The sequence below is a fragment of the Inquilinus limosus genome, assembly GCF_002195995.1.
Classification (GTDB): Bacteria; Pseudomonadota; Alphaproteobacteria; order DSM-16000; family Inquilinaceae; genus Inquilinus; species Inquilinus limosus_C.
Map to the genome: position 1 here is coordinate 1 of NZ_NHON01000131.1, position 12,223 is coordinate 12,223.

The 12,223-nt window shown below is 68.7% G+C and carries 12 protein-coding genes; 7 read left to right on the forward strand and 5 right to left on the reverse strand.

Annotated elements, in window-relative coordinates:
* Positions 1-409 precede the first annotated feature (409 nt).
* Positions 410-1,528 carry a vWA domain-containing protein gene (locus tag BWR60_RS33240; RefSeq protein WP_088157153.1) on the forward strand — a complete coding sequence of 373 codons (1,119 nt, stop codon included), beginning with the start codon at positions 410-412 and terminating at the stop codon, positions 1,526-1,528.
* A gap of 141 nt (positions 1,529-1,669) precedes the next feature.
* On the opposite strand, the gene BWR60_RS33245 is transcribed toward BWR60_RS33240, so the two are convergent.
* Entirely contained in the window at positions 1,670-2,476 is an 807-nt protein-coding gene (locus BWR60_RS33245; protein WP_088157155.1) for a helix-turn-helix transcriptional regulator, read from the reverse strand.
* 105 nt (positions 2,477-2,581) lie between these two features.
* Here BWR60_RS33245 and BWR60_RS33250 point away from each other — a divergent pair, with 105 nt between their 5' ends.
* The 4 genes from BWR60_RS33250 to BWR60_RS33265 all read left to right on the forward strand — a co-directional run bounded on the left by BWR60_RS33250 (position 2,582) and on the right by BWR60_RS33265 (position 7,808).
* Positions 2,582-4,036: an MFS transporter gene (locus tag BWR60_RS33250; RefSeq protein WP_088157157.1), complete on the forward strand. Its 1,455-nt coding sequence runs from the start codon at positions 2,582-2,584 to the stop codon at positions 4,034-4,036.
* A gap of 274 nt (positions 4,037-4,310) precedes the next feature.
* Entirely contained in the window at positions 4,311-4,919 is a 609-nt protein-coding gene (leuD, locus tag BWR60_RS33255; protein ID WP_088157159.1) for a 3-isopropylmalate dehydratase small subunit, read from the forward strand.
* A 47-nt stretch (positions 4,920-4,966) separates the two neighbouring features.
* Complete coding sequence (gene leuB, locus BWR60_RS33260) at positions 4,967-6,082, forward strand: 3-isopropylmalate dehydrogenase (protein ID WP_088157161.1); 1,116 nt, start codon at positions 4,967-4,969, stop codon at positions 6,080-6,082.
* A 331-nt stretch (positions 6,083-6,413) separates the two neighbouring features.
* A complete protein-coding gene (locus BWR60_RS33265) occupies positions 6,414-7,808 on the forward strand; it encodes an OmpP1/FadL family transporter (protein WP_179222054.1) in 1,395 nt (464 codons plus the stop codon).
* 318 nt (positions 7,809-8,126) lie between these two features.
* Here BWR60_RS33265 and BWR60_RS33270 read toward each other — a convergent pair whose 3' ends face one another.
* From BWR60_RS33270 to BWR60_RS33280, 3 genes are all read right to left on the reverse strand, one after another.
* On the reverse strand, positions 8,127-8,942 hold the full coding sequence (locus BWR60_RS33270) for an NAD-dependent epimerase/dehydratase family protein (protein WP_088157165.1): 816 nt from the start codon (positions 8,940-8,942) through the stop codon (positions 8,127-8,129).
* On the reverse strand, positions 8,939-9,319 hold the full coding sequence (locus BWR60_RS33275; RefSeq protein WP_088157167.1) for a MarR family winged helix-turn-helix transcriptional regulator: 381 nt from the start codon (positions 9,317-9,319) through the stop codon (positions 8,939-8,941). The genes BWR60_RS33270 and BWR60_RS33275 overlap by 4 nt, the downstream gene beginning before the upstream one ends.
* 218 nt (positions 9,320-9,537) lie before the next feature.
* Positions 9,538-9,870: a DUF962 domain-containing protein gene (locus BWR60_RS33280; protein ID WP_088157169.1), complete on the reverse strand. Its 333-nt coding sequence runs from the start codon at positions 9,868-9,870 to the stop codon at positions 9,538-9,540.
* A 149-nt stretch (positions 9,871-10,019) separates the two neighbouring features.
* Between BWR60_RS33280 and BWR60_RS33285 the strand changes: the two genes are divergently transcribed.
* Together BWR60_RS33285 and BWR60_RS33290 are read left to right on the forward strand one after the other, a co-directional pair.
* Positions 10,020-11,048, forward strand: a complete 1,029-nt coding sequence (locus tag BWR60_RS33285) for an aspartate-semialdehyde dehydrogenase (RefSeq protein ID WP_088157171.1) — start codon at positions 10,020-10,022, stop codon at positions 11,046-11,048.
* Between the two features lie 166 nt (positions 11,049-11,214).
* Positions 11,215-11,427, forward strand: a complete 213-nt coding sequence (locus BWR60_RS33290; protein ID WP_088157173.1) for a hypothetical protein — start codon at positions 11,215-11,217, stop codon at positions 11,425-11,427.
* Here BWR60_RS33290 and BWR60_RS33295 read toward each other — a convergent pair.
* The gene (locus BWR60_RS33295) at positions 11,408-12,016 is read right to left on the reverse strand and encodes an adenylate/guanylate cyclase domain-containing protein (protein WP_218823798.1); all 609 of its coding nucleotides are present in this window, start codon (positions 12,014-12,016) and stop codon (positions 11,408-11,410) included. The two genes, BWR60_RS33290 and BWR60_RS33295, sit on opposite strands and share 20 nt — an antisense overlap.
* Positions 12,017-12,223 lie beyond the last annotated feature (207 nt).

A 12,223-nucleotide genomic window follows, 5' to 3' on the forward strand; every position in this document is an offset into this window, starting at 1 on the left:
CGGCAGGGGGGCGGTGGGCAGGGCGTCGTCGGGGCGAAGGGCGGTGCGGGGCATCGGTCGGGCCTCCTGGTCGCTGTGATGACAGCAGGATGGCGCCCGCGGTTCCGGCCGGCACTCCGCCGCCGGCAGGGGGGCGGTGGGCAGGGCGTCGTCGGGGCGAAGGGCGGTGCGGGGCATCGGTCGGGCCTCCTGGTCGCTGTGATGACAGCAGGATGGCGCCCGCGGTTCCGGCCGGCACTCCGCCGCTTGCGGTCAAATTGCGGCAGGGCCCGTCCCCACCGGCCGGATGGCACAGGAGAATGGCCGGATTGCGGAGGGACGGGCTTCGTTCCGCCCCGGAAACGACGCGCGGCCGGCCGATACCGGCGGCGAGACCGGCCGTGGGGCCGGGGATCCAGGGGAGAGTGAGATGTTCAAGCGTCTGATCGCCTGCACCCTGTTGCTGGGGACGGCGCTGGCGACGCCGGCCTGGGCCGCCCAGGGCCAGGGAACCGGCCAGGACCGGCCGCGGGTCGAGGTCGCCTTCGTGCTCGACACCACCGGGTCGATGGCGGGGCTGATCGACGGCGCCAAGCGCAAGATCTGGTCGATCGCCACCAGCATCGTCGAGACCAACCCGAAGGCCGAGATCCGGATGGCGTTGGTGATCTACCGCGACCGCGGTGACGACTATGTCGCCCGGACCTACGACCTGACCACCGACATCCAGGGCCTGTACGGCGACCTGCTGCAGCTGCGCGCCGATGGCGGCGGCGACTGGCCGGAATCGGTGAACGAGGCGCTGCACGCCTCGGTGCACAAGCTGCGCTGGAGCCGGGACCAGGCGACGCGGAAGATCGTCTTCGTGGTCGGTGACGCGCCGCCGCATATGGACTACGCCAACGCCCCGCAATACCCGGAGGTGGTGGCCGCCGCCCGCCGCGACGGCATCGTGGTCAATGCGGTGCAGGCGGGGGATGCCGGCGACACGCGGCAGATCTGGCAGGACATCGCCCGGCAGGGCGCCGGCCGCTATATTCCGATCCCGCAGGATGGCGGCCAGATGGTGGTGATCGAGACGCCCTTCGACGGCGACATCATCCTGCTGCAGCGCCGGATCGATGCCACGGTGATCCCCTATGGCTCCGCCCGGCAGCAGGACAGCGTGCAGGGCAAGATCGAGCAGCGCGCGGCGGCCCCCGCCTCGGTGCAGGCCGAGAACTCGATCTTCTACAACAAGCGCGCTGGCCGCAGCGAGGTGGTGACGGGCGCCGGCGACCTGGTGGCCGACATCGCCGCCGGCGCGACGTCGCTGTCGGCAGTGCCGGAGGACGAGCTGCCGGAGGTGCTGAAGGGCAAGTCCGCCGCCGAGCGCCAGGCCTATGTCGAGCGGCAGCGGACCGAGCGCGCGGCGCTGGCGGCGCAGATGGCGGAGCTGGTCGGGAAGCGCGACGCCTATATCGCCGAGCAGTCGAAGCAGAGCGCCGCGGCCTCGACCGACAGCTTCGACCGGGCGGTAGAGGACACGCTGCGGACGCAGCTGCAGTAAGGCGGCGCCGGCCACTTCCATACCGTCATTGCGAGGAGGCGAAGCCGACGAAGCAATCCAGGGGCCACGCCAAACGGCCCTGGATTGCTTCGCTGCGCTCGCAATGACGGAAGGGGTTGCTCGGCCGGTCTCTCGTAGTCGTTATCCCCGCGGCACCGGCGTGTAGGTCACCATCCGCAAGTCCGGCGCGCCCTCGACCACGAAGGTGGCGTGGGCGAATTCCAGCAGGCCCAGCGTGTCGTGGCGGATGCGCTTGATGCCCTCGCTGCGCTCCGACACGTCCTGGCCGGGCCACCAGCGGCGGAACTCCGGGCTGGCGGCCTGCAGCGTCTCGACCAGCTCGGTGAAGGCCGGGTCGCCGCCGGCCCGGCCGTGGTCCAGCCGGAACTTGGCCAGGACGCGGCGGGCGGCGCCCTCCCAGTCCGGGATCATCCGGCGCCAGCGCGGGTCGGTGAACATCATCCACAGGCTGTTGCGCTCGGCCGGCTGGATCAGGGCGTAGTCGCCGAAGAGATCGCTGTTGGCTGCGTTCCAGGCGACGATGTCCCAGCGCGCGGTCTTGATGTAGGCGGGGTTCGGCAGGCTGTCCAACAGCGCCTGCAGGATCGGCGACACCGTCCGCGGGCCGGGCGCGGCATGCGGCGGCGGCCGGTGCTGCGCCAGGGCGTAGAGATGCGACCGCTCGGCCGGGTCCAGCCGCAGCGCCCGGCACACCCGCTCGAGGAAATCGGCGGAGACCTGGATGGCGCGGCCCTGCTCGAACCAGGTGTACCAGGTGACGCCGACCCCGGCGAGCTGCGCCACCTCCTCGCGCCGCAGCCCCGGGGTGCGGCGGCGGGATCCGGCGGGCAGGCCGACCTCGTCCGGCGCGGTGCGGGCGCGGCGGTCGCGCACGAAGTCGGACAAGGCGCGGCGGTCCGCGGTGCGTTCCAGGCTGGTGACGGCCATAGGCTATTGCTGCCACTAATAGGATAAGAACTTATCTTTTCCTATTATAGGGCGCCTCCCATTCTCTGTCTCGGGCGGACGGATCCGCCCCGATGGAGATCCCGCATGACCGATGTGACCTGCGCCGCCGGGGCCGCCCGGCGGCCGACCGTGGCGCGTCCCTGGCTCGGCCTCGCCGTGATGCTGGCCGGGCCGTTCATGACCGTGATGGACGTGATGATCGTCAACGTGGCGATTCCGAGCATCCGCCTTGGCCTCGGTGCCAGCTACGCCGAGGCCGAGCTGGTGGTGGCCGGCTACAGCCTGGCCTATGCGGTGGCGCTGATCACCGGCGGACGCCTGGGCGACCTGCAGGGGCGGCGGCGGATGTTCGTTGCCGGCCTCATCGGTTTTGCCCTGACTTCGGCGCTGTGCGGCTTGGCGCAGTCGGCCGAGACGCTGATCCTGGCCCGGCTGCTGCAGGGCGTCGCGGCGGCGCTGCTGTTCCCGCAGGTGTTCTCGCTGATCCGGGTCACCTTCCCGGACCCGCAGGACTGCGCCAAGGCCTTCGCCGCGCTCGGCGTGGTGCTGGGGCTGGCCGCGGTGGCCGGGCAGGTGCTGGGCGGCATCCTGGTGGCCGCGGACCTCTGGGGCCTCGGCTGGCGGCCGATCTTCCTGGTCAACATCCCGATCGGCCTCGTGGCGGCCATCGCGGCGCCGCGGCTGATCCCGGCCGACCAGGTGGTGCCCGGCCAGCGGCTGGACTTGGTGGGCGTGGCCCTCAGCGCGCTCGGCCTCGGCCTGCTGCTGTACCCGCTGATCGAGGGGCGCGAGGCCGGCTGGCCGGCCTGGTCGCTGGCCATGCTTGCCGCCGCGCTGCCGGTGCTGGCGCTGTTCGGCTGGCACCAGCACGGCCGGTCGCGCCGCGGCACCTCGCCGCTGCTGCAGACGGCGCTGTTCCGCGACCGCGCCTTCGCCGCCGGGGTGCTGCTGGTGCTGGTGTTCTACTCGACCATGAACTCGGTCTACCTGGCCTATGCCTTCCTGGCGCAGCTCGGGCTCGGCCGGTCGGCGCTGGCGGCGGGGCTAGTGTTCTCCCCGGCCGCGGTGTCGTTCATGATCGCCTCGATCGCCGCCGGCCGGGTGGCGCCGGGGCATCGCCGCGCGGTGCTGATGGCCGGGGCCGCGATCGCGGCGCTGGGCGAGTTCGTCGCCGCCGCCACGGCCCTCGTCGCCGCACCGCTGCAGGCGGAGGCGCTGATCCCGGCGCTGCTGCTTCTGGGCACCGGCCAGGGCCTCCTGATGACGCCGCTGCTGAACACCGTGCTGGGCGGCATCCGCGACGGCCATATCGGCTCGGCCTCCGGCATGCTCAGCACCGTGCAGCAGGTCGGCGGCGCCTTCGGCGTGGCCCTGGCCGGGATCCTGTTCGCCGCGGTGCTGGACGGCGCCCGCGCCGCCGGGCTCGGCGAGGCCGTGGCCTATGCCCATGCCTTCGCCGCGGCGGCCGGCTATGGCGGGATGGCGACCCTGGCCGTCCTCGGCCTGCTCTTCGCCCTGCCGAAGGGGGAGGCTGCTTGAGCTAGATGGGGCGGAGCCACCCCCTCACCCGAAATCGCTGGCGCGATTTCGACCTCTCCCCAAGGAGAGGTATAGGGGGCACAGCTCCATTCCCCTCTCCTCGGGGAGAGGGAGGGGCCCGCCGCTTGCGGCGGGGGGAGGGGGCTGGCACCGTCCGCGAAATCCGGCGCCTCTCTCAAATTGCACCGCGGGGATGGTGACGATTCCGCGCTTTGGGCCGGCGGCCGGCTGTGGCATGACTGGCCCGTCCTCCCCTTTGAGCACAGCCGCCGCCATGCAGCCCTTCACCACGCTCACCGCCGTCGCAGCGCCGCTGCCGATCGTCAATGTCGACACCGACATGATCATCCCGAAGCAGTTCCTGAAGACGATCAAGCGCACCGGCCTTGCCGCCGGCCTGTTCTACGAGCTGCGCACCGACGAGCAGGGCAACCCGAAGGATTTCGTGCTCGACCGGCCGGCCTATCAGAAGGCGCAGGTGCTGGTCGCCGGCGACAATTTCGGCTGCGGCTCGTCGCGCGAGCACGCGCCCTGGGCGCTCTTGGATTTCGGCATCCGCTGCGTCATCGCGCCCAGCTTCGCCGACATCTTCTACAACAACTGCTTCAAGAACGGCATCCTGCCGATCGCCCTGCCGCAGGAGCAGGTCGACCTCTTGATGAAGGACGCCGAGAACGGCGCCAACTCGACCGTCACGGTCGACCTGGAGGCGCAGGAGATCACCCGGCCGGACGGCCAGAAGATCCGCTTCGACCTCGACCCGTTCCGCAAGCACTGCCTGATCAACGGCCTCGACGACATCGGCCTGACGCTGCAGCAGACGAGCGAGATCGACAGCTTCGAGGCCAAGCGCAAGACGGCCCAGCCCTGGCTGGCCGCATAGAGCCGCTTCGTCCCATCTTCCTCAAACCCCGCTGAAGGTCGTTTTCCATGGCTGCCAACAAGAAGCTCCTCGTCCTGGCCGGTGACGGCATCGGCCCGGAGGTGATGGGCGAGGTCAAGCGCGCCGCCGAGTGGCTGGGCAGCCATCGCGCCGTCGGCTTCGACATCGACGAGCAGCTGGTCGGCGGCTGCTCGATCGACGCCAACGGCGTGCCGGTCACCGACGCGACCATGGAAAAGGCGCTGGCGGTCGACGCCGTGCTGCTGGGCGCGGTCGGCGGGCCGAAATGGGACGGCGTCGACTTCTCGATCCGGCCGGAAGCGGGCCTGCTGCGCCTGCGCAAGGACCTGGAGCTGTTCGCCAATCTCCGCCCGGCGCTGGTCTATCCGGCCCTGGCCGACGCCTCGTCGCTGAAGCGCGAGATTGTCGAGGGGCTGGACATCCTGATCGTGCGCGAGCTGACCGGCGGCGTCTATTTCGGCGAGCCGCGCGGCATCACCGACCTCGGCAATGGCGAGCGCCGCGGCATCAACACCCAGGTCTACACGACGTCGGAGATCCGCCGCGTCGCCGCCGTGGCGTTCGAGCTGGCGCGCAAGCGCGGCAACCGGCTGTGCTCGGTCGAGAAGATGAACGTCATGGAATCGGGCCGGCTGTGGCGCGAGGAGGTGACGAAGCTGCACCAGGAGCAGTACTCGGACGTCGAACTCAGCCACATGCTGGCCGACAACTGCGCCATGCAGCTGGTGCGCAATCCCAAGCAGTTCGACGTCATCGTCACCGACAACCTGTTCGGCGACATGCTGTCGGACGAGGCGGCGATGCTGACCGGGTCCCTGGGCATGCTGCCCTCGGCCTCGCTCGGGGCCCCCGACGCCACCGGCCGCCGCAAGGCGCTGTACGAGCCGGTGCACGGCTCGGCCCCGGACATCGCCGGCCAGGGCAAGGCCAACCCGATCGCCACGCTGCTCAGCTTCGGCATGATGCTGCGCTACAGCTTCGACCTCGGCGCCGAGGCCGACCTGATCGAGGGTGCGGTGTCCGACGTGCTCGACCGCGGCATCCGCACCGCCGATATCGCCGGCACCGGCGCCGTCCAGGTGGTGTCGACCGGCGACATGGGCACGGCCATCCTCGAAGCGATGGCGGCCCGCTCGCGGTAATCATTTCTCAGGTATTTGTGCGGTGCAGCAAGGGCGGGGCCGTCGGCTCCGCCCTTTTTGTCTGGCGTTTGCCAGTCTCCGCGCAGAACCGAATCAATTTTACGCGATTCGCCCCGGCTGCCGGCGTGGAGAAACGCCGACTGTTCTTCCGGCCACCATTTTCTGCAGCGGGTTGACGTAGCGTCCGGCTGGGGTTTGACCTGCCCCAGGGATTCAATCTCATCGAGACCTTGAACAGTGCTTGACGGCGCTGCTGTCTTGGGCGTGACGTGATGTTACAAACGCAACGTTGCGCAACATGTCGGTCGACGACCGGGGGGGACATGTCGAGATGAAGCAGGGGATCATCGGGACCGTTTCGCGTCTGGCATTGGGGGTGGCGGCACTGTCCGCCGCGGCGGGGCTCGGGGCCGGATCGGCGAGCGCCGCCGGATTCTTCATCCAGGAGCAGAGCGTGACCGGCCTGGGCCGGGCCTTCGCCGGCGGGGCGGCCGCGGCCGACGACGCCAGCACCGTGTTCTCCAACCCCGCCGGCATGACCTTCCTGAAGCAGGGCGAGATCCAGGTCGGCGGCAGCCTGCTGTTGCCGGATTCCCGGCTGAAGGACGACGGCTCGACCATCGATTATCCGGGCTTCCGCACGCCGCTCGGCATCCTCAACCCACCGCCCGGCGCGATCTCCGGCGAGAGCAAGAGCAACAACCCCTACGACCCGACCCTGGTGCCGCACGGCTATGTCGCGGTGCCGGTGCCGTCGACCGACAACCGCCTCTGGGTCGGCTTCGGCCTCGGCGCCCCGTTCGGGCTGGAGAGCCAGTACAACAGCAACTGGTTCGGCCGCTACGACGCCACCAAGACCGAGCTGAATGTCTACAACTTCTCGCCCACCGTGGCCTATCGGGTGAATGATTGGCTGTCGATCGGCGGCGGCATCGACATCTCCTATGCCTGGGCCAAGCTCGAGAGCAAGGTGCCGAACCCGGTCGGCAAGCTGGTGCCCAGCTTCGCCGATGACGGCGACCTGTCGATCAAGGGCGACAGCTGGGCGGTCGGCTACAACATCGGCGCCATCGTGCAGCCGGTGGAGGGCACCCGTCTCGGCGTCCATTTCCGCTCCGGCGTCGACCATATGCTGGACGGGCGGGCCAGCCTGAAGGGCATCGGCTTCCCGCCGCTGCCGGGCCTGCCGCAGACCGCCGATTTCGCCACCGACGGCCGGGCCAAGCTGAACCTGCCGCCGATGCTGTCCTTCGGCATCCGGCAGGAGATCACGCCGCAGGTCGCGCTGCTGGGCGGCGTCACCTGGTACGGCTGGTCCTCGTTCAAGGAGATCCGGGTCAAGCGCGCCGATGGCGGCGACGATTTGGTGAACGAGCAGCGCTACCAGGACACGGTCGGGGTCTCGATCGGCGGCGAATACTATTGGAACGACGATCTCACGTTGCGCGCCGGCTTCCAGTACGACCCGACGCCGACCAAGTCCGGCTTCCGCTCCAGCCGCACGCCGGACGGCGACCGCTACTGGCTGTCGGCGGGCCTCAGCTACGACGTCATGGAGAACATGTCGGTCGACTTCGCCTACACCCATATCTTCATCGACGCCCGCAAGATGGACGCCGAGCGCGACTTCTACACCGGCACGCCGCTGCAGACGAACGTGTCCTACAACGCCGACAACAGCAGCAGCGTCGACATCGTGGCGTTGGGGCTGCGGTACCGGTTCTGAGCCTTCGTCCCTCGGATCGAGCCCGCCGCCGGGAGACTGGCGGCGGGCTTTTCCATTCGCGGCGGTCGCGCGCCGCGATGTTGGCAAAGGGCGCAGGGCGTGTGAAAACGCAACCGACGGCGACTGCAGCGCAATCTCCCACCGGAAGCGGCTGCCACCGCAGCATGAAAGATTCTGGATGGCGGCCCGCACCGCAACGGAATTGCCGGCAAGAACGACGGCGCAGCGTTTTCACACAGCCTTCGTTCTTGGCTTAGGATTCCGCTGCCGTCTGCAAACGTCTGTAGGATACGGATCAGCAAATTTTCTGAAATCGCGTCACATCAGCTTTTCCTGCGCGGCCTGATAGACGGTCCTGACGATCGGCTGGAAGCCAAGGCTGCGGGCAAGCGAACCATCCATATGGAGATGCCAGGGGCTTGCGAGCGGTTCGGCGGACGACTCCATAGTCTCGCCCACCAACGCCGCGAGCTCATAGATGGAAGTCGGGGCTTCGTCGGCGATATTGACGATACGTCCGTCCATCGCGCCGCCCAAGGCAAGCTGCATGGCCGTGGCAATATCGCGGTGGTGGATCGTGCTCATCTTTTGAGCCGGATGCCACTTGGCTGCGACGACTTGCTTGGGAAGCCACTCCAGATGGCCGTCCTTGTCGCCGTAGACAAAGGGAAGCCGCAGGATTGCCCAGTTGAGTCCGCTTCCGCGCAACTCCTTCTCCGCCGCCACCTTGCTCGCCGGATATGCGAGCTCTGGATCGACCGGGTCGTCCTCGCGGCCTGGGTGCGGGTTGTCCCTGTCATAGACATGGCCGGTGCTTGCCATGATGAAGCGCGCCTCGGGCGCATGCGCTTTCGCAGCAGCGATGAGGCCGCGCGTGCCGTCGAGATTGCTCTTCCAGATTAAATCAGTGTCATGGGAGCGGAACACCGACGCGAGATGGATGATCGCCGAAACCCCCGCCATCGCAGAGACGAGCGACGCCGGATCGAGGATGTCGCCCGTCACGGCCGCCACACCTGCCGGGGCCTCTTTCCCAGGGCGGATGAGCGCGCGACAGTCCATCCCGGCTTCCACGAGACGCGGCAGAAGGCGTGTGCCTACAAGGCCGGTCGCGCCGGTCAACAAGACAGTCATGTGCTTTTTTCTTTCCTTGAAAGCGCTTCGAGCCGCTCGGTCGCGCTGCGGAGCACCCTCACCGTCGCGGCGAGATCGGACTCGTCGAGTCCGCCAAACGCGATCTGGCGGATGAAGCTCAAATCGGGAATTTCATCCCACAACCTGGTGCCGGCCGGCGTCATCTGGAGCCGCTTCTGGCGCTGGTCCACATGATCCAGCACCTGTTCAATGAGGCCCTTGCGGACCAGCGTGCCTACAATCGCGCTCAACGTCGCGCGTTCGACCTGAAGCCTGCGCAGCAGCTCGCGCTGCATCGTCGGCCCCTCGCGGGCCAACTGGTGCAGCACGTACCATTGCGTGGCACCCAGATCGTAAGGGCGAAGGCTCGCCTCCATGGCAACGCGTCCGGCGAGGTAACAGCGTTTCGCCCATGTCCCCACGGACTCGCACTCGGGATGGTCAAGATTGTCTGGCACCTAACAATAATGTTAGGGAGCAGACATTTTGTCAACCGCGATGCCGTGTGCGAGTGCAGTGGTGTCCGTGGCGAGGGCATCGGACGACCGTTTCGGGTCGCGAGCGGCTGTCCCATCGGGCCTTGGAACGATGGCGCCTAAGACTGCACCCCCGCCCGGCGCAGCTCGTCCTTCAGCCGGCCGGTCACCCACAGCCCGTACATGCGGAAGTCGCTCAGCAGCGACCACAGCGGGTGGGTGAAGGTGGCCGGGCGGTTGTGCTCGACGAAGAAATGGCCGATCCAGGCGAAGAGATAGCCTGACGCCAGCGCCGCCAGGAGCCACCACCAGCTGCCCGTGACCACCAGCAGCACCAGGCAGAGGATCGCCAGGCTGGTGCCGAGGAAGTGCAGCGCCCGGGTCCGCGATTGCGCATGCTCACGCAGGTAGTGGGGCCAGAAGGCGGAATAGCTCGGCAGGCGGTCGGCCATGGCGCTTCCTCCTCGGTGTCCAGCCGTCAGCCGGCACTTGACGGCATGATCGCCGCGCACTCTACGCATGGCTGTGTCCTTGCGCGCGGATCGGCATACATTCTACCGAGTGCGTCCCCTGCAGCAATCGAACAGCCGGATTTACAGACATGGGCTATCGGGTCGCGGTCATCGGTGCCACCGGCAATGTCGGTCGCGAGATGCTTTCCATCCTGTCCGAGCGGGAGTTCCCGGTCGACGAGGTCGTGGCGCTGGCGTCGGAGCGCTCGGTCGGCCGCCAGGTCTCCTTCGGCGAGGATGATGTCCTCGATGTCCAGGACCTCGCCAAGTTCGACTTCAAGGGCATCGACATCGTCCTGTCCTCGCCGGGCGCCAAGGTCTCGGCGGTGCACAGCCCGCGCGCGGCCAAGGCCGGGGCGGTGGTGATCGACAACACCTCGCAGTTCCGGATGGACCCGGACGTGCCGCTGGTGGTGCCCGAGGTCAACCCGCAGGCGATCGCCCAGTTCAGCAAGAAGGGCATCATCGCCAACCCGAACTGCTCCACCATCCAGATGGTGGTGGCGCTGAAGCCGCTGCACGCGCTGGCCAAGATCCGCCGCGTCGTGGTCTCGACCTACCAGTCCGTCTCCGGCGGCGGCAAGGAGGCGATGGACGAGCTGTTCAACCAGACCCGCGCCGTCTACGTGAACGATCCGATCGTGAAGGAGAAGTTCACCAAGCAGATCGCCTTCAACGTCATCCCGCATATCGACGTCTTCATGGATGACGGGTCGACGAAGGAGGAGTGGAAGATGATGGCCGAGACCAAGAAGATCCTCGACCCCGCCATCAAGGTCGTCGCCCATTGCGTGCGGGTGCCGGTCTTCATCGGCCATTCCGAGATGGTGAACATCGAGTGCGAGAACCCGATCTCGGCCGACGAGGCGCGCGCCGCGCTGAAGCGCGCGCCGGGGATCTCGGTGGTCGACCACCGCGCCGATGAGGGCTATGTCACCCCGGTGGAATGCGCCGGCGAGGACCTGGTCTATGTCAGCCGCATCCGCGAGGACGTCACGGTCGAGAACGGCCTGTCCTTCTGGGTGGTCGCCGACAATCTGCGCAAGGGCGCGGCGCTGAACGCGGTCCAGATCGCCGAAGTCCTGGTCAAGGACGGCCATCTGCGCAAGGCCGCCTGATACGTCCGATCATTGCAGCGGAGGGGGATCCCGGCCGGGATCCCCCTCCGCTGTGCTGTCGGCGGCATTTCCTAATCGATTTTGATTTGATGCCCGATTCGATGTAGACAATTTTATCTAATGTTCATAGATAGGGATAACGTCACCCCTATTTTCGCGACCGCGCATGGTCCATCTGACCGCCCACGAACTGGAACTGTCCGCCCGGGTGCTGCTGCGTCGGCACGGTCAGGCCGCGCCGGAGGAGGCGCGTCGCCAAGCCGAGACCTGCGCGCCCGGCGGCGAGCGGCACTGGGTGGCGACCTGGCTGGTGATCGCGGAGCTCTGCGAGGAGCTGCTGGCGGGTTCGGCCGGCCCGCTCACCCATCCGGCAGGGTGAAGACGGCGCAGGGCGCGGCGATGCCGCGCAGCGGATGCTCGCCCAGCGGCACCAGCGGCGTCGTGGTTTCGGCGGCCACCGCGCCGGAGACCAGCACCGCCCGGCCCAAAGGCCGGCACAGCCCCTCCAGCCGGCTGACCAGGTTCACCGCCGGGCCGATGGCGGTGAAGTCCAGCCGGTCGGCGGCGCCGATATTGCCCCACAGCACCTCGCCCAGATGCAGCGCCGCGCCGAAGGGCAGGGGCGGCCGTCCCTGGGCCTGGCGCGCGGTGTCGAGATGGGCCATGCCGGCGCGGGCGGCGGCGACCGCGCGCAGCGCCGCGTCGCAGGCCCCGCGGGCCGCGCCGGCCTCGACAGGTGATCCGGTGACCGGGAAGATCGCCAGCAGCCCGTCGCCCATGAACTTCAGCACCTCGCCGCCGAAGGCGTGCACCGCCCCGGCGATGCGGTCGAACCAGGAATCCAGCGTGGCGATCACCTCGGCCGGCTCGGTCTCCTCGGACAGGGCGGTGAAGTCGCGCAGATCGGCGCACAGCAGCACGGCGCGGATGGTCTCGCCGGCGCCGCGGCGCAGCGCGCCGGCCTGCACCCGGGCGGCGCTGCGCCGGCCGAGATAGGCCTCCAGCAGGGCGGCCAGCCCGGCCCGCGAGGCCAGGGCCGACAGCGGCGCCGCGGCGAAGCGCGCGGCCTGGCGCAGCCGGCCCGTCTCGTCGGGATCGAACGGCCGGGACCCGGCCCCAGCCCCGACAGCCAGTCTCGGCCGCCCCGGCCGTTGCCGACGACCTGGAGTTCACCC

Bases quoted from the DNA above. Each gene is read 5' to 3' on its own strand.
- BWR60_RS33240 (WP_088157153.1), top strand. From the start codon at position 410: ATGTTCAAGCGTCTGATCGCCTGCACCCTGTTGCTGGGGACGGCGCTG.
- BWR60_RS33245 (WP_088157155.1), bottom strand. From the start codon at position 2,476: ATGGCCGTCACCAGCCTGGAACGCACCGCGGACCGCCGCGCCTTGTCC.
- BWR60_RS33250 (WP_088157157.1), top strand. From the start codon at position 2,582: ATGACCGATGTGACCTGCGCCGCCGGGGCCGCCCGGCGGCCGACCGTG.
- leuD (WP_088157159.1), top strand. From the start codon at position 4,311: ATGCAGCCCTTCACCACGCTCACCGCCGTCGCAGCGCCGCTGCCGATC.
- leuB (WP_088157161.1), top strand. From the start codon at position 4,967: ATGGCTGCCAACAAGAAGCTCCTCGTCCTGGCCGGTGACGGCATCGGC.
- BWR60_RS33265 (WP_179222054.1), top strand. From the start codon at position 6,414: ATGAAGCAGGGGATCATCGGGACCGTTTCGCGTCTGGCATTGGGGGTG.
- BWR60_RS33270 (WP_088157165.1), bottom strand. From the start codon at position 8,942: ATGACTGTCTTGTTGACCGGCGCGACCGGCCTTGTAGGCACACGCCTT.
- BWR60_RS33275 (WP_088157167.1), bottom strand. From the start codon at position 9,319: ATGGAGGCGAGCCTTCGCCCTTACGATCTGGGTGCCACGCAATGGTAC.
- BWR60_RS33280 (WP_088157169.1), bottom strand. From the start codon at position 9,870: ATGGCCGACCGCCTGCCGAGCTATTCCGCCTTCTGGCCCCACTACCTG.
- BWR60_RS33285 (WP_088157171.1), top strand. From the start codon at position 10,020: ATGGGCTATCGGGTCGCGGTCATCGGTGCCACCGGCAATGTCGGTCGC.
- BWR60_RS33290 (WP_088157173.1), top strand. From the start codon at position 11,215: ATGGTCCATCTGACCGCCCACGAACTGGAACTGTCCGCCCGGGTGCTG.